This is a genomic window from Blautia sp. SF-50, from assembly GCF_900101315.1.
Taxonomy (GTDB): domain Bacteria; phylum Bacillota; class Clostridia; order Lachnospirales; family Lachnospiraceae; genus Blautia_A; species Blautia_A fusiformis.
Map to the genome: position 1 here is coordinate 1 of NZ_FMUW01000048.1, position 17,381 is coordinate 17,381.

The window sequence follows — 17,381 nt, forward strand, 5'->3', positions numbered from 1 at the left end:
GCATCTGCGCTTCTTTCCCTGATAATGGAATGACGTCTGATTTCTTTGGATATGGTACTTGGATCCTTGCTTAATTCTATTGCAATACTTCTAAATGAATCACCGTTATTTAAATGCTGTTCGATTATAATACGTGCAGATAAGTCAAGATGTTTTTGGTTGCCTTTTGGTCTTCCTGTATTCATTTTATCCTCCTTCTGCACAGGCAGGGGATCATCTGCAGTAGTATTTTATAAAAAGAAGAAGGAAAAATCCATGCAGAAGTAATTTCTACAGGTATAGAATTTACTCTTGCAAGGTAGAATTTAAAAATTCATTTAACTACTGTTCAAAGGTTTTCTTCAGTTCCACCAGCATTCCTCTTCGCAGAACTCCGCTGAAGCTTTCATTAAAAAATGTGACCATCAGCTGGATAAGAAACATCACCACTGCCACATTTCGATATAGCTCTGTCTCGTATGGCTGATCGATCCCGTTTCGGATCCAGTATGCAAGTACAAACGCAAGCTGCAGACACAACATATCGCAAATCGTAAAATCGGCATGTTTTACCCAGCTGCTGTTTTCTTTTTGATACATATTCTTTTCTACGCCTTCCCTCGCTTACATTTTTTGTTGCTTTTATCCCCTCTCCGGTATCTCAGGCACCTGGAGAGGGGATGATATTTATTTCACAACAATGGTAAGTACGGCTCCGTTGGAGCTGTTTCCACTGTTGTCTACTACATAATATGTAAGCTCGTAAGTTCCCGGTATATTTGTATTTACATTACCGTCAATCTGGATAACTCTAAAAAGATCACTTCTTGATTGTGTATCATCCTGGATATCCTTTACATAGCTTAATTTATCCAGCGTAGTTCCTACCGGTACCTCTACGTAATAGGTAGTCAGATACATCTTCGGATCCTGCGGAGAGAGCTGCTCGATCTTGTCTTCCTGTGTCTTCCGCGCCTGTTCCTCCGGAGTCAGTTCTCCTTCTGTGGAATCTCCGCTTTCAGCATCTGTGCTGTCTGCTTCTGTCCCATCCTGCATATCTGTCTCTTCTGCAGGCTCTGTGGTGTCTGTGGAATCTCCGTCCTCTGTGAGACCGTCATTATCGATCAGTCCCAGCTGCGGATTTTCAGCACTGCCGTCCTGAGCTTCCATGGTAAATTCTTTTTTTGTTACATTGTTGTTTTTGTCCTTTGCAACAAAGATAACAGAAACCTGTTTTCCGTCAGTCTTCGGATATATGGTTTCTACAGTAAGAGACTCTGTAACATCTCCATCTCTGTCATCCTGTGCCTTTACATCCTTCAGAAGATCCTCTTCTGTCATATCGGATGTATAATTCGTATCTTTTCCCTCTTCAAATGTGATCTTCGGTCCTTCATTATCCTCGGAGCTCTTCATGTATACTACACCGACTCCCATACCAAGGCAGATGACCACTAATAAAAACACAAAAAATTTCTTCATATTTTTGCTGCTCCCGGCCTTTCCCAACACTTTGATCCGTTGTTGTTATTTTTATGCGTGACGTTTCTTTTTCTTTTTGGATTTCTTGCCCATTTTGGAAGAGTATGGGATTGTACCAAGTACGCTTAATCCAAGATATTTCTCTACGTCTTCCGGTGTCTTTACAGTATCGTTTGTCAGATATATGATGAGCACAACGGCTGCTGCCAGAAGGATACCCAGAAGTCCGCCGATCACACCGTTTTTCGGTACGCTTGGGCTTGATGGCTCATCCGGGATGTTTGCTGTCTCTACCACATTTACTGCCTTGATATCCATAACCTGCTGGATATGCTTGGAAGCAATATCTCTTACTGCGTTTGCGATCTCTGCCGCTGTATAAGGATCGGTATCTGTAACTGTGATGGATACTACTCGTGTATCCGTTGGTGTATCTACGGAAAGCTTCTTAAGAAGCTTCTCATGTGTCATATCCAGTTTCAGCTGTGCGATCACACCCTCAGTAACTGTACGGCTCTTGATCAGCTCCGCATAGTCCTTGGTCAGTGATGTACTTGTCTGGATATCCTGATTGGTCAGTGTGCTACTGTCCTGCTTGGACAGTACCACGATCTTGGTTGTGGATTCATACTTCGGTGTGATCAGAAGCATGGTTCCCATAACAGCTGCCAGGCAGAAAACAATACCGGATAAAATGATAACACCCAGCTTGCTCAGTAACAGGTGAAATACCTCACCAAGATCGATTTCTACTTCGTCGTTGTTGTTAACAGTCTGATTTTCCATTTCTTTTCTCCATTACCCTGTGATTTTCCGGGGATTTTTGATAAAGATCTTCTTTACATATTCGCTCCCCATTGTTTTTTCCATTTTGGCGACACATTTGCCGATCTCCGGGATACGCTCCGTTTTACGGTGTCCGTCAGAACCGACAAAATCCAGAAGCCCATGCTTCATGACTTTCCGTGCAAAGGTTTTTGCCCCGAATCCGTCTTGACCGCTGATGGTATCTGCGTTGACCTGGATATGTGCTCCCATATCCTTCAGCTCTGTCAAAAATCCAATATCGTTCCGGGTAGCCTTATAACGTTCCACATGAGCGATGATCGGGATAAAACCATTCATCAGAAGACTTCTGACCCGTTCTTCAATATAATTTTTCTCATCTCCGTTGCTGAATTCCACAAGCACATATCTGGAACCTGCAAGGGTAAGCCGCCGTCCCTTCTTAAGGCATTCCACCATATCCATACTGGAATGGAGTTCACAGCCCAGATAAAGTCTCATGCCTTCATCACCAATATTCATGGCTGCTCTACGCAGCTGCATGAACTGTCTTGTCACAATGTTCATATGCGGCTCAAACATATCGTACCGGAAATGTGGTGTCAGGATCACATGACGTACGCCCTCCTGATACTCCTTGTTAAGCATCCAGAGTGATTCTTCCATGTTTCTTGCACCGTCATCCACCCCGGGGAGGATATGACAATGAATATCATAAAGTCCCTTCATTAAAATAACCCACTCATTTCTGTTGTCAATGTTTTTTTATTTACTGCTGCTCTCACCATAATCTCCGTAGGAACCATACTTACCGTACTTGCCATATTTACCATACTTGCCATAGTGACCGTAATTGCCGGCCTTGCTGTAGTCCACCTTGTTCAGGATGGTTCCCAGGATCGGGCAGTTGCTCTTGGCAAGCTGATCTCTTACGTCCTGTACAAAATGGTAGCTGATGGTACCGGATTCAACGACGATTACAGATCCGTCGCAGGAATCTGCTATGATAGCACTGTCGATGATCAGTCCAAGCGGCGGTGTATCTACAATAACGTAATCATAAACATCTCTTACCACGCGGATCATATCCTTGAAGAGTCTGTTTCCGAGAAGCTCTGCCGGGTTCGGAGGTACGATACCGGAGAAGATAATATGGAACTTCGGAAGTGTAGTGGCACAGATCACATCAGAAAGCTTGGCCTGCTTGGAAAGATAATGAGCAAGTCCCATTACCTCCTGGTCTACTGTCACACGTCCCATCAAAACGGATTTACGCAGATCGGCATCGATCAGAAGCACTGATTTGCCGCTCTCAGCAAGAGAGGCAGCAAGATTAAATGCCACACTGCTCTTTCCCTCATTAGGAGTACAGCTGGTAAGTGCGATCACTTTCTTATCTGCTCCGCAGAACTGGATATTTGTTCGCAGAGCTTTATAAGCCTCATCCATCTGGTGATCAGACTTCCAGTTGCTCAGTTTAACTTTAATCATAATTCCTTTTCACCTTTACCTTTATGTTCTATCTGATGACAGTCTTGCCCTTTGGGCATGTCTATAGGTTATTATACAATCCTATTTTCTAATACGCAAGTTCTTTATTCGACAGAAAAGCCGTTAAATATGTACAATTTGCCTAATTTTTATTATTTTTTTATTCCCCGGCCCAGAAACAGGATAGATTATTTTTATTCCCTGTGTTAAAATAAACCCACGGCAATGAGTGCAGCGGTTACAGGAGGAGCCTTATTTTTTGCCAACCGTGATTGGCTGCCATAAGGAGGATATAAACATATGACAAAACAGGAATTTCAGAAACTGACCGAAGATCATGTCCTGCTGCTGGATGGTGCTACCGGCTCCAACCTGATGAAGGCCGGCATGCCGCGTGGTGTCTGCACAGAGAGCTGGGTGCTTGAGCACAAGGATGTGATCCAGTCTCTGCAGAAGGCATACATCGAGGCGGGAAGCCATATCATCTATGCACCTACCTTCGGAGGAAACCGCATTAACCTCACTATGCACGGACTGGAGGATCAGATTGAACAGATCAATCATACCCTGGCAGGCTATTCAAAGGAGATCGCACCGGAGGGTGTTTTCGTAGCAGGTGATATCACCACCACAGGCAAGATGATGGCACCGGCCGGTGACATGACTTACGAAAAAGCCTTCGAAGTCTATCAGGAACAGATCGGCTATCTCCGTGATGCAGGTGTGGACCTGATCGTAGCGGAAACCATGATCAATATCGAGGAGACACTGGCTGCTGTAGACGCCTGCCAGAGTGTCTGCGAGCTTCCTATCATCTGTACCGTGACTGTAGAAGCAGACGGAAGTATCTTCAGCGGCGGAAATGCCATAGAGGCTGCCATGTCCCTGGAAGCTGCAGGTGCAGACGCTGTCGGCATCAACTGCTCGGTTGGCCCGGACCAGCTGGTATCGGTTATCCGCAATATCAAAGAAAACGTTTCCATTCCGGTCATTGCCAAACCCAATGCGGGAATGCCCCAGATCGATGATCTTGGAAATGCAGTTTACAGCATGACCCCTGCGGATTTTGCAGGTTATATGAAGGTGCTGGTGGACAACGGTGCTTCCGTGATCGGCGGATGCTGTGGTACCACACCGGAGTTTATTTCGGAAACCGCCCAGGTGCTTGGACTTCGATAACTTTAACCGGAACAGATATGCTTCCACGCACTGCTTCAATTTAGAACAGCAATAAGCCGTGAGTGAAAGATTCCGTCAAAAAATCCTGAGGATCCTATGTGAGATATCAACAGATAGCAACATAGAAATTCTCAGGATTTTTATTTTTCCGGATATTATTTCTCTTTTACTGCTTCTTCCGGCCGGTTTGCCTCATCCGCATAGGAGCTGCGGATCGCTTTTCGCACTGGAAGTACACAGGCAGGAACAACGGAAAGGCCGTCCACTCCCATCTGGATAAAAGCTTCTGTAAGATTGGAATCTGCTGCCAGCTCTCCGCATATGTAAACTTCACATCCTGACTTATGTCCTGCCTCTGTTACCATGCGGATCATCTTTACAAGCGCTGGATGATGATCGTTGTATTTATCCTTCAAAAGAAGATTCTGCCGGTCCATAGCCAGGGTATACTGGGTCAGGTCATTGGTTCCAAGGCTCAGAAAATCCACACGTTTTCCAAGTTCTTCACTGATCATGACCGCTGCCGGTGTTTCAATCATAATTCCGGTACGGATGTTTTTGTAAGGAATGTTCTTCTCATCCAGGCCCTTTTTTACCTCACGGATCAGCTTCTCGATCTCATCCAGTTCATCCTCGGACGTGATCATCGGATACATCAGGTTGATATTTCCATAGGCACTTGCACGGTAAATAGCCCGAAGCTGCGCTTTAAACATTTTTTTGCGATCAAGGCAGAGGCGGATGCCGCGGTTTCCCATCATAGGATTGACCTCATCAGGAATTGCCATATATTCTGCCTGACGGTCTGCCCCCAGGTCCACGGTACGGATCACTGCCGGACGTTCATCCATATCCTCGGCTACTTTTTTATAGGCACGGAACAGCTCATTCTCTCTTGGATAATTCTCTCTTCCGAGATACTGGAATTCACTTCGAAGAAGACCGATACCTGCTGCTCCGTAATAAAGAACCGTATTCAGATCATCCAGATTTCCGATGTTTGCCAGAAGCTTGATCTCCTTGCCATCGGCTGTGATATCCTTCTGGTTCCGAAGTCTCAAAAGTTCTTCCCGCTCTTCCTTATCTGCTGCATGACGGATCTCATATTCCTTAAGAAGCTCCGGCTCCGGATCGATATACAGTGTTCCTGTATACCCATCTACAATAGCCATATGGCCATCCCATTCTTTCTGTATCTCCACCTCGACCAGGGTGGGGACTTCCATGGATTTTGCCATGATCGATACATGGGAAATAACAGACCCCTGATGCATGACTACCGCCAGAAGACTGGCTTTGTTCATCTCCAGAAGTTCATTGGGGGAAAGCTGCTCTGCTGCAAGGATCACCGGCTCATCTCCCAGATTGATCCGTGCATGGGAGCCACCCATGGCGCCGATCAGCAGCTCAGAGATCTCCCTGATATTTTCGATCTGTTCTTTGACAGCCTCGTCCTCCAGCTTGCGGAACACATTTGCAAGCTCATCCCTGGTTGTCTGGACTGCGTAAGCTGCACTGACCTTTTCTGTCGTGATCATGCTTTCCACGGCCCGCTGGAAGCTGCCGCCACTTAAAAGCTTCAGCTGACGTTTCAAGGTCAGCTCCTGCTCTTTGGGGAGGGGTGCTCCGTTTTTATACATATGCTGGATCTGGTTCTTTACCGCTGTTCTTGCATTATCCAGACGATCCAGCTCCTTTTTTACATTGTCTACCATGGACTGACGGATCTGATATTCGCCTCTGTGGTAATACAGTATTTTTCCAATGGCTATTCCGGAAAAAGCGGATGTGCCTTTGTATATCTCCACCTGAAAAACCCCCTTACTGGTTCGTCTGCTTAATCGCAGGCAGCTTTAAACTCTGTCCAGATCTTATTGTATTTCTGCTCTGCTTCCTGGCTTACATTCTGTACGATCTCACCCTTTGTCACGCTGTCCGGAACAACCAGGCTCTCGTCTACCAGATCATCTGCTGCCTTGTTTGTATTGTAGTATCCGATATAGTTGATGCACTGTGCAGATACTTCCGGCTCCAGGATATAATTGATAAATTCATTGGCAGCCTTCGCATTCGGTGCTTCACTTGGCACAAACATTCCCATAATACCAAATCCAAGACCTTCCTCTGGATAAACCACCTTAAGATCCGGATTATCCTTCAGTGCCTGTGTTACCTGTGATGTATAAAGAAATGCCACACTTGCCTCTCCGTTGAGAAGTGCATTCTGTGTATTGTCATCCTGGATCATACGAATGTTCGGTGCCAGCTCTTTCAGCTTCTCACCGGTCTTGTCGATCACGGCTACATCTTCTTCGTTCATGCTCTCCCCCATGGAAAGCTGTGTGATGCCACAGATCACGCGGTAATTACCTACGATGGCAATGCTGTCCTCCAGAGACTTATCCCAGAGATCCTTGTATCCTTTAATGTCGATATCTACCTGCTCCGGATCATAAACGATCAGTGGGATTCCTGCTCCGTAAGGTACTGTATATTCGTCATCCGGATCATAAAACTGTCCCTGATAAAGGGGGTTGATGTTCTTAAAATTGGAAACGGTATCCTTGTCGATCTTCTGGACAAGTCCCTCTTTTACCGCGCTGTCGATAATGTAATCATCTGCAATTACCACATCGTAATCGCCGCCCTTTGCCTGGGAAAGCTTCTCAAGCATGGTCTCATCGGTATCAAAATTGGAATATACCACCTTGGTCCCTGTTTCTTTTTCAAAATCATCCAGCACTTCCTGCGGAAACATTCCGTCCCATGTATAAAGTACCAGTTCATCCTTATCCTTTGCACTGACACTGACACCTGTTATCATAGATGTTCCAAGTACCGCACATAACATGATCGCTGCTGCTTTTTTTGATTTCATAGAACCTCCTTCATGTCTCTCTCTGACGTCTTGTTATTTTGCTTTTACCTTTGTCCAAAGTTCTGCGAATTTCTGCTTGATCTTTGGCTTCTGGTATCCGAAGATCTCATTCTTTGGATTGTCGATCTGCGGAATATAGGAAGAAATTCCCTCATAAGTTCCGTTCTTCATCTCCTCGAATGCACTCTTTACAGTAGAAGTATATCCTACTTCTTCGGTATTGGAAAGAGCATTTTCATCATCCAGCATAAAATTGATGAACTCATGAGCCAGATCTACTTCATTACAGTCCTTGGTGATGACCATGGCATCATACCAGGTATTGGTTCCCTGCTGCGGAGTATAATAGCCAAGCTCCGGATTTTCGCTGATAATATAGGAAGCATCTCCGGAATAAACAACCGCCATTGCCTTGTTTCCTGAGATCATGTTGTCGATCACATCATCACCTGCATAGATTGGATCCATGGTATCTCTCTGCCGGATCAGCCACTCATAAGCCTGCTGGATCTCATCAAGATTTTTTGTGTTCATGGAATACCCCAGCGCTTTCAGAGCGATCATAAAGGAATCCCTTTCGGAATCATACATATAAAGATCTCCCTTATATTTTTCATCGCAGAGAATATTCCAGCCCTCTTTGTCAAGATCCTCCTGAGAGACTACATTCTTATTATAAAGGATTCCTACAGTTCCCCAGAAATACGGACAGGAATAACGATTTCCCGGATCATAGTCCTTATTCTGTACCTCGGGAAGAAGATTTTTGCTGTTTGGAATTTTTTTCCAGTCAAGGGCCTGAAGATATTCCTCCTTGATCAGTCTTTCGATCATATAATCTGATGGAACCAGAACATCGTAGGTTTCACCACTGGCCAGCTTGGTGTACATCATCTCATTGGACTCGAAGGTTTCATATACAACAGTACAGTTATACTGCTTCTCAAATTTGTCCAGAAGACTCAGGTCCATATATTCTCCGGCATTATATACACGAAGCACGTGGTTTCCCTGGCTTACGAGCGTCCACTTTCCCAATACCAGAACAACCGCAGCAGCTGTGACAACCGCAACGATCCTTCTTTTTTTCGGATCCATTTTTTTCACGGTGGAGGCCTGAAGCTTCGGCATGATCAGATTTGCAAAAAGAAGCACCAGTACAATGACCACGATCACAATAGTAGAAAGGGCGTTGATGGTGGGATTGATGCGCTTTGTCATATTATATACAACAATGGATATATTTTTTACTCCGTTTCCGGAAACAAAGTAGGAAATTACGAAATCGTCAAAGGACATGGTAAAGGCCAGGAGCGCTCCCGCAAAAATCCCTTCTTTGATCATGGGCACGATAACCTTGGTAAGTGCCTGATATGGCGTTGCACCAAGATCCATGGCTGCATTGGCAAGGTTCGGATCCAGGCTTCGTACCTTCGGATATACACTGGTGATCACATAGGGCGTACAGAATGCGATATGTGCCAGCAGCATGGTCAGATAGCCTTTCGTCATTCCCAGCGAAGAAAACAGCAGCATCAGACCAATCGCGGTTACGATCTCCGGATTCAGAATTGGAAAGTTATTGATGGTAAGGACCATCTCCTTCAGCACCTTTCTGGATTTTGAAAGTCCGATGGCTGTGATGGTTCCCAGCACTGTGGAAATAACAGTTGCCAGGATTGCCACTGTGACCGAAACATAAACTGCCTTACTGATCTCCATGTTGTTTATCAGCTCTCCGTACCAGCGCAGGGAAAATCCTGTAAATCTGGTCAGGGACTTGGATGAGTTAAAGGAAAAGATCATGGTCACAAGGATCGGCAGGTAAAAAAATGCCAGACACAGCACTACATATAATTTTGAAAATATGGTATTTTTTCTTTTCATCTCCTGCCTCCTTTAATCGTCCTGAGTATCCATCTTCTTCATCAGGCTCATAAAGATCAGGATGATCACTGCCAGGATCAGAGAGATGGCACTTCCGAAGTTCCAGTCACCTACAGAAATAAACTGTGACTCGATGAGATTACCGATCAGCATGTACTGGCCGCCGCCGAGAAGCTTCGGAATAACGAAGGTTGATATGGACAGAAGGAATACCATCATGATACCATTGACCACACCTGGCATGGAAAGCTTCCAGGTGATCCTCCAGAAGGTCTGGAAGGGATTGGCACCAAGGTCGTTGGCCGCTTCGATCAGTGACTTGTCCATTTTACTTAAGGATGTATGGATCGGAATGATCATAAAGGGCATAAAGTTACAAACAAGGCCCACGATAACGGAAAAATCTGTATACATCATGGTGATCGGTGAGATTCCCAGCATTTTCAGAAGGTTGTTCACCAGACCATTGTCAGAAAGAATGTTCATCCATGCATAGGTACGGAGAAGCATGTTGATCCACATGGGAATGGTGACCATAAGGATCAGAAAGCTCTGCACCTTTTCGGAATATTTGGAAATAATGTATGCCAGCGGATATCCGCAGACCAGGCAGATTAGTGTGGTCAGGATACCCAGGCGGAAGGATTTCAGGATAACACTTAAATATGTAGCTTCCAGAAATTTTGCAAAATTCGCCCATGTAAAATGCAGGGTCAGAACTTCATTTCCATCTGAGGTAAATGCATAAAGCACGATCAGGATCAATGGTACCACGATCAGGATCGAAGCCCAGATGATATACGGCTTGATCAGATGCTTGAACTGTTTCATTAGTATCCTCCCATTCTGCACATAACATGGATATCCTCAGGACCAAACTTCAGTCCCACTTCACGTCCCACTTCTGCATAATCGGTAGTGTGCACCATGTATGTGCGAAGCTCCGTCTCGACCAGGATCTCATAATGCACACCCTTGAACGTAATGTTCCGTACCGTTCCTCTGATCTTGGCCTGATCCGGTTCCACAATATCCAGATCCTCCGGGCGGAGAACAACCTCAATGGCTTCGTTGTCCTCAAATCCCTTGTCTACACATTCAAAACGGAAGCCATCAAACTCCACGAGGAAATCCCTGATCATCGTTCCTTCTATAATATTGGACTCTCCGATAAAGCCGGCAACAAAACGGTTCTCCGGCTCATTATAGATATCTGTCGGGCTGCCAATCTGCTGGATCTCACCGTTGTTCATGACTACTACCGTATCAGACATGGAAAGTGCCTCCTCCTGGTCATGGGTGACATAGATAAAGGTGATCCCTACCTCTCTCTGGATCTTTTTCAGCTCGATCTGCATCTGCTTACGGATCTTGGCATCCAGTGCGCCGAGTGGCTCATCCAGCAGAAGAACCTTCGGCTCATTGACAAGAGCTCTGGCAATGGCAACTCGCTGCTGCTGTCCACCGGAAAGAAGTGTAACATCTCTTTTTTCGAAGCCTTCCAGCCCTACCATTTTCAGCATTCTTTTTACCTTCTGCTCAATAACAGATTTATCTACCTTTTTCAGATTCAGGCCGAAACCGATATTGTCCATAACATTGAGATGCGGAAACAATGCATATTTCTGGAATACCGTGTTGATCTCTCTTTTATATGGAGGCAGCTTGGAGATCTCAATTCCGTTAAACAGTACCTCTCCGCCGCTTGGCTCCTCAAAGCCGGCAATGATCCTTAAGGTTGTTGTCTTTCCACAGCCGCTGGGTCCCAGAAGCGTAAGGAATTCGTTTTCGTGAATGTCCAGATTAATGCCCCGGAGCACCTGCTGGTCATCAAAGTTTTTTGTGAGATTTTTTAACTCGATCAGTTTATTGCTCATCTTTTATATTCCCCTTCCCGCGTTTTCCTGCGATCAGATATACTGCCAGTACCAGAAGGATCACTCCCAGCATTATGGTACAAAGTGCATTGATCTCCGGCGTAACGCCTGTTTTCATCTGTGTGTAAACTTTTATCGGCAGCGTGGATACACGTGGCCCGGTTACAAAAATACTGATCACCACATCGTCCATGGACATGGCAAAGGCCAGCAGAGAGCCGGATATAACAGCCGGCATGATCAGCGGCAGGGTAATGTCCCAGAAGGCCCGAAAGGAACCGGCACCAAGATCTCTGGCTGCCTCTTCCAGGGACGGATCCATTCCCACAAGCCTTGCTTTTACCTCCATCAAAATATAGGGCACGCAGAAAACCGTGTGTCCGATCAGAAGTGTCAGCATTCCAAATGGCAGGTTCAGCATATAGAAAAATGCCATCAGTACCATTCCCAGAATGATCTCTGGGATCATCAGAGGCAGAATGGAAATATACTCCATCACCCCTTTTGTTTTCCAGTGGATCCTGGAAAGTCCTACAGCCCCCAGTGTTCCGATCACTGCTGATACCCCACAGCTGGACACCGCCAGGATCAGACTGTTTTTCAATGCCTGGATCAGATCCCTGTCCTGAAACAGTTCCTGATACCATTTCAGGGAAAAACCGGTAAAGCGCACCGGAAGTCTTGCTTCATTAAACGAAAATACCACTACCACACCAATGGGCAGATACATAAGGAAAAACAGGATCCCCAGGTACAGTCCTGAAAGCTTTGAGTTCTTTTTCATCCGATTCCCTCCAGTTCCTTCACATTGGTAAGCTTCCGATATAATACGATCATCAGAGTTGTCAGTATCATCAGTACCACAGCCAGTGCTGCGGCAAAGGGCCAGTTATTGCCTCTTGTCATCTGCTCCTGGATCAGGCTTCCCACAAGTACGATCTTGTTTCCGCCCAGGATATCCGCAATAAAAAACAGACCCATAGACGGAATAAAGGTAAGTATCACTCCGGAAAGAAGTCCCGGCAAAGTCAGCTTAAAGGTGACGCTCCAGAAAGCCTTCCATCTGCTGGCTCCAAGGTCTCTGGCAGCTTCCACAAGGGACCAGTCCAGCTTTTCCGCACTGGAATATACGGACAGTGCCATAAACGGCAGCAATACATAGATCATACCGATCACGATCGCCGGATAGCTGTACAGGATTTTTAAGGGCTCCTGGATGATGCCAAGCTTCATCAGCAGATAATTCAGAAGGCCCTTTTTCTGGAGAATGATGATCCAGCCATAAAGACGGATCAGGGAATTCACCCAGAAAGGCAGCATCAGGAAAAGCATGGCCAGCTTCTTTTTGCCCTCGGAAAGCTTTGCCATAAAGTATCCGAAGGGGTAGCCCACCAGACAAATGATCAAAGTGCTGGTGAGCGCAAGGCGGAAGGATCCCGTAAAGGTCTGCAGGTATACAGGCTCCAGGATCTGCTTGTAATTATCCAGAGTAAATTTCCAGTTCACGCCGTAGCCGCCGTCTGCTGTGGAAAAGCTCAGTGCAACTACATACAGAAGAGGCAGTGCGACGAAGATCAGTGTAAAAAGATACAGCGGCAGGATCATCCATACGGAGCCTGCTCTGTGCTTACGCATGGGTACCTCCTGCACAGGGACCTGACTGATCCGGCAATACTTCTTCTGATCTTTCTTCCCGATCTACCAGCACTGCATCTGTAGGAAGAAAACAGCAGCGCACCTTTTCTCCTACACTGACATTTGTATCAATGCCGTAACGGCTTGCCACGATTTCCTGACCTTCCGAAGTTTTCAAAACAACACGGAGCTGGCCGCCGGCGAAGGTTTTTTCAATGACTTCGGCGGTTAAGCCATCGCAGCTGTCATCTGTGGTTTTTTCTGCGGGCTCCTGTACACTCTTTTGTGTGTTTTCTGATGTGCAATTCGGCGTGCTTTGTTGTGCATTTTTTTTATTTTCCTCAAACCGGATATTTTCGCTTCTTACTGCGATGGTAACCTTTTCTCCTTTTTGTGGAAAATATCCTCTGTCAGATGTAGCTGCGGTGTCCATTGATACTTTTACTTTTCCGGCATCAGTTCTTACGGTAATCTGAGCGGAAGTACCGTCAATCTCCTCTTCCGCAATGCTTTCCACAATACCGGTCAGGATATTGGCATTTCCAACAAAGGTTGCCACATAGCTGGTCTTCGGATGATTATAGATCTCATCCGGCGTCCCGATCTGCTCAAAGCGTCCGTGGTTCATCACAGCGATCGTATCAGACATATTGATGGCTTCTTCCTGATCGTGAGTGATATAGATAAAGGTGATCCCCAGCTTCTTCTGCAGGCGCTTCAGCTCGTGCTGCATGGCACGCCTCAGCTGCAGATCCAGTGCACCAAGGGGTTCGTCCAGAAGAAGTACCTCCGGATTGTTCACAAGTGCTCTGGCTATGGCCACACGCTGGCGCTGACCGCCGGAAAGCTCTGACGGCTTACGCCTCTCAAAGCCCGGAAGCTGAACAAGCTCCAGCATTTCTTTGACTCTTCTGCTGATCTCCGCTTTCGATGTTTTTTTCAATTTCAGCCCATATCCAATGTTATCTGCTACATTCATATGGGGAAAAAGTGCATAATTCTGAAACACTGTGTTCACATTGCGCTGATTCGGTTCCAGGGATGTCACATCCTTTCCATCCAGAAAAACCTGGCCGGAATCTGGCTGTTCCAGGCCTGCAATGATCCGCAGTGTGGTGGTTTTTCCACAGCCGGAAGACCCCAGCAGAGTGACAAATTCTCCTTTTTTTGCTGTAAGACAGATGCTTTCCAGGACGTCCTCACCTTCCTGGAAGCTCTTTTTTATGTTTTTCAGTTCTAATGAAATTTCGGACATTTAGTTCTCCTTCTGTTTGCTATGATATCCGCACCCTGCATGGGACTTTCCTGATATAAGATTGCTTATTGTACTCTCGCAGGGGATTCTCCTGATCCAAGATTGCTTATTATACCCCGCGTGGGACTTTCCTGATTCAAGATTGCTTATTGTACCCCATGGGATTTCCTGATTCAAGATTGCTTATTGTACCCTCATAGGACTTCTCTGATTCGGTTAACTACTCATTTTCATGAAAATTATCTCGTATATACTGACAATAAGTTTCTTTATTAAATACAGGTTTAAATTCCCGACAGATTTTTTTTGCTTCTTTTGCCTGATCACAAAGAAGACGATACGTAGTCAGTGCCAGAAGCTTGGCTGGTTTGATATATGCCAGTTCTTCATCCATGATCTTAAAATCTGCTCCATGGAGTTTTCCCTCAAATCCTCCGAACGTAAAATTCAACACTGGGAACAAATGGGTCATATCTCCCACATCCGTACAGGCATTGTTAAAATCTTCCGGTTTTGAGCACCGGTATGCCGCATCCAGAAGCTTTATGGATTCCTCCATCACTTTGTCCGCACCTCTGTGCAGGATTGGCATATAACCCTGAAGCGGTTCTCTTTCAATCTTTCCACCGAAGGCATAGGCAGCTCCGTCATAGGCACGGTCCATTTTTTCCTGTGTTGCACGAATCGCATCCAGGGATGCCGCGCGGACTTTTGTTTCGATCACCGCCTCGTCAGGAACCGCATTGATCACGTCCCCGGCTTTTCGAATCACGTTGTGAAGGCGCACATGATCTTCCTCCCGAAAAGTTTCCCGCATCAGTCCCATCATCTGGATGGCACTGGAAGTAATACTTAATGCATTGACACCATCCCATGGATCAATGGCTGCATGTGCGGCTTTTCCTCTTACTGTCACTCGTTCTGCGGAAAATCCGTTGCATGCCGCATTTCCCAGGTAAAAATCTTCTTCTACCGGCATCATGTGCACATGTGTGGTCAAAATAATGTCTGAATGATCAAATTCTCCAAGCCGGATCAGCTCGCTTTTTCCGGATGCCGGGAAGCCGATTCCCTCTTTCCGAAGCCGTGCACGTTTATCTGCATCAATGTATTCTTCCGCCGGAACGGCAAAAAAAGATACGGACCCAGACAGAGAGGCTTGAACCTCCTCATTGGTCAGTGCCAATGCTGCGCCGATCATGGCTGCAATCTGTGCGTGGTGTCCGCATGCATGTGCTGTCCCGTTAACGGGATCAGCCATCGGATGTGACTTACATCCGATGGCATCAAGTTCTCCAATAATCGTAATGTTCGGTCCGTCCTGTTCCATCCACTCTGCGCGAACCCCTGTGCGTGCAAGTCCTCCATGCACCCGAAGTCCCAGGCCACGCAAAAAAGCCGCTACATGTGCGGCTGTTCTCTCCTCATAAAACCCCGGCTCCGGATGACTCTGGATATCCTTCGCAAAGGCTATGATCTCGTCTCTGTGTTCATCTATAGTCTGAATGATCTTTTCTTCAATATGATTCATGTCTTATAACCTCCATTTTCCGCAGGTTAAGCTATATGATATCATAAAACAGTTGGTTTGGAAATAGATATTTTTTGGAGATATTTCGCCACTCCGTCGTTTTCATTGGAGCCGATGACCCCAGTTGCCACAGCTTTCAGTTCATTTACTGCATTTTCCACTGCATAGGCTTCATCCGCTATTTCAAACATATCAATATCATTTTTTCCATCACCAAAAACAACTAATCTGTCACATTCCAGTTTTTGTTTTAACTGCAAAGCAGCCTGCGCTTTAGATGCTTTTTGCGGCATGATCTCCAGCCACTGCTCTCCTGTATAGATATCTTCCTGATAAACAACGTGATATTTATTTTTGTATTTATGATAAAATGGTTCCAGCTTCTCCGGCTTATCAATGCAGGTGATATAAAAAAGATCTCCATACATCAGTTCAGACTCTGTAGTTACAATATTCGTACGTTTGTCGCCCTTCCGGCTGTTTAAAAATGTCTGCATTCCACTTGTTGCCTTTGCCGGTATATAAGAAAACTTTTCAATATTATTCTGATATGAATATATGATCGGATATATTTCGTGTGCAAAAAGATCCCTCAATACCTCATATATATCCTCTTCAAAATAATTGGCAATAAGGATTTCTTCTGTTATATTATCTTTCACAAATGCCCCATTGTATATAATAAGAGGGAAGTGTGTGTTAAGGCCTTCTGTTACTTTTTTTGCCGTATTTAAGGAACGAGCTGTTGCATAGGAAAATAACATGCCTGAAGAAGTTAAAGCATTGATTATTTTTATTGTATATGAAGATAGAGTTTCATTTTTTCGTAAAAGAGTTCCGTCGAGATCTGATACGTATAGTGTTTTCATAAATAAATCCTTTCGTTTTGCTATGGACTGTAAATAGAGAAACTTTTTTCAGTTGACAGGAAAATTGATGATAAAGTATTTCTTTATTATAGCACAAAAAAAGTGGCCATTTAAGCCACTTTTTTACGATTGTATATTCAAAACTACATACATGTTCTGTTGATGATCGTTAATCTTTTTTGAATCAATTCTTAACCTGCGTTTCTTGGTCAAGCCCTCACCCGATTAGTAACAGTCAGCTCCATGTGTTACCACACTTCCACCTCTGCCCTATCTACCTCGTCGTCTTCAAGGGGGTTTACTTCACTAAGAATGGGATATCTCATCTTGAGGGGGGCTTCACGCTTAGATGCCTTCAGCGTTTATCCCTTCCGGACTTGGCTACCCGGCCATGGCTTTGGCAAGCCAACCGGTCCACCAGCGGTCCGTCCATCCCGGTCCTCTCGTACTAAGGACAGCTCCTCTCAGATATCCTGCGCCCACGCCGGATAGGGACCGAACTGTCTCACGACGTTCTGAACCCAGCTCGCGT

At 45.5% G+C, this 17,381-nt stretch carries 17 protein-coding genes and 1 rRNA gene; 1 reads left to right on the forward strand and 17 read right to left on the reverse strand.

All coding sequences use genetic code 11. From position 1 onward, the window contains the following. The 6 genes from BLP57_RS16505 to BLP57_RS16530 form a co-directional block, all read right to left on the reverse strand. The coding region (locus BLP57_RS16505; protein ID WP_139148840.1) for a helix-turn-helix domain-containing protein at positions 1-185 on the reverse strand (185 nt) is incomplete at its 3' end. A gap of 136 nt (positions 186-321) precedes the next feature. Further along, positions 322-579, reverse strand: coding sequence for a hypothetical protein (locus BLP57_RS16510; protein WP_092073324.1), 258 nt, complete (start codon positions 577-579; stop codon positions 322-324). An 87-nt stretch (positions 580-666) separates the two neighbouring features. Beyond that, on the reverse strand, positions 667-1,461 hold the full coding sequence (locus tag BLP57_RS16515) for an immunoglobulin-like domain-containing protein (protein ID WP_092073327.1): 795 nt from the start codon (positions 1,459-1,461) through the stop codon (positions 667-669). Positions 1,462-1,512: 51 nt separating this feature from the next. After that, a complete protein-coding gene (locus tag BLP57_RS16520; RefSeq protein WP_092073330.1) occupies positions 1,513-2,247 on the reverse strand; it encodes a YveK family protein in 735 nt (244 codons plus the stop codon). 12 nt (positions 2,248-2,259) lie between these two features. Next, entirely contained in the window at positions 2,260-2,976 is a 717-nt protein-coding gene (locus tag BLP57_RS16525; RefSeq protein WP_015525687.1) for a CpsB/CapC family capsule biosynthesis tyrosine phosphatase, read from the reverse strand. A 36-nt stretch (positions 2,977-3,012) separates the two neighbouring features. Further along, a complete protein-coding gene (locus tag BLP57_RS16530; protein WP_092073333.1) occupies positions 3,013-3,738 on the reverse strand; it encodes a polysaccharide biosynthesis tyrosine autokinase in 726 nt (241 codons plus the stop codon). A 300-nt stretch (positions 3,739-4,038) separates the two neighbouring features. On the opposite strand from BLP57_RS16530, the gene BLP57_RS16535 reads away from it, so the two are divergent. Next, positions 4,039-4,917, forward strand: coding sequence for a homocysteine S-methyltransferase family protein (locus BLP57_RS16535; RefSeq protein WP_022426289.1), 879 nt, complete (start codon positions 4,039-4,041; stop codon positions 4,915-4,917). 155 nt (positions 4,918-5,072) lie between these two features. On the opposite strand, the gene ptsP is transcribed toward BLP57_RS16535, so the two are convergent. From ptsP to BLP57_RS16590, 11 genes are all read right to left on the reverse strand, one after another. After that, the gene (gene ptsP / locus BLP57_RS16540) at positions 5,073-6,725 is read right to left on the reverse strand and encodes a phosphoenolpyruvate--protein phosphotransferase (RefSeq protein ID WP_022426290.1); all 1,653 of its coding nucleotides are present in this window, start codon (positions 6,723-6,725) and stop codon (positions 5,073-5,075) included. Between the two features lie 29 nt (positions 6,726-6,754). After that, on the reverse strand, positions 6,755-7,795 hold the full coding sequence (locus BLP57_RS16545) for a polyamine ABC transporter substrate-binding protein (RefSeq protein WP_092073336.1): 1,041 nt from the start codon (positions 7,793-7,795) through the stop codon (positions 6,755-6,757). Between the two features lie 33 nt (positions 7,796-7,828). Beyond that, positions 7,829-9,682: an extracellular solute-binding protein gene (locus tag BLP57_RS16550; protein ID WP_092073339.1), complete on the reverse strand. Its 1,854-nt coding sequence runs from the start codon at positions 9,680-9,682 to the stop codon at positions 7,829-7,831. A 12-nt stretch (positions 9,683-9,694) separates the two neighbouring features. Beyond that, entirely contained in the window at positions 9,695-10,513 is an 819-nt protein-coding gene (locus BLP57_RS16555) for an ABC transporter permease (RefSeq protein WP_015525682.1), read from the reverse strand. Then, a complete protein-coding gene (potA, locus tag BLP57_RS16560) occupies positions 10,513-11,559 on the reverse strand; it encodes a spermidine/putrescine ABC transporter ATP-binding protein (RefSeq protein WP_015525681.1) in 1,047 nt (348 codons plus the stop codon). Before potA ends, BLP57_RS16555 begins: the two co-directional genes overlap by 1 nt. Further along, on the reverse strand, positions 11,549-12,343 hold the full coding sequence (locus BLP57_RS16565; RefSeq protein WP_022426292.1) for an ABC transporter permease: 795 nt from the start codon (positions 12,341-12,343) through the stop codon (positions 11,549-11,551). The genes potA and BLP57_RS16565 overlap by 11 nt, the downstream gene beginning before the upstream one ends. Then, positions 12,340-13,194 (reverse strand): ABC transporter permease, encoded by an 855-nt coding sequence (locus tag BLP57_RS16570; protein WP_015525679.1) that lies wholly within the window; start codon positions 13,192-13,194, stop codon positions 12,340-12,342. The genes BLP57_RS16565 and BLP57_RS16570 overlap by 4 nt, the downstream gene beginning before the upstream one ends. Beyond that, entirely contained in the window at positions 13,187-14,449 is a 1,263-nt protein-coding gene (locus BLP57_RS16575) for an ABC transporter ATP-binding protein (RefSeq protein WP_092073343.1), read from the reverse strand. Before BLP57_RS16575 ends, BLP57_RS16570 begins: the two co-directional genes overlap by 8 nt. 220 nt (positions 14,450-14,669) lie before the next feature. Further along, the gene (locus BLP57_RS16580; RefSeq protein ID WP_092073346.1) at positions 14,670-15,980 is read right to left on the reverse strand and encodes an amidohydrolase; all 1,311 of its coding nucleotides are present in this window, start codon (positions 15,978-15,980) and stop codon (positions 14,670-14,672) included. Between the two features lie 41 nt (positions 15,981-16,021). Then, positions 16,022-16,849, reverse strand: coding sequence for an HAD family hydrolase (locus tag BLP57_RS16585; protein WP_092073349.1), 828 nt, complete (start codon positions 16,847-16,849; stop codon positions 16,022-16,024). Between the two features lie 205 nt (positions 16,850-17,054). Next, a 23S ribosomal RNA gene (locus tag BLP57_RS16590) occupies positions 17,055-17,381 on the reverse strand; the annotation flags it as partial.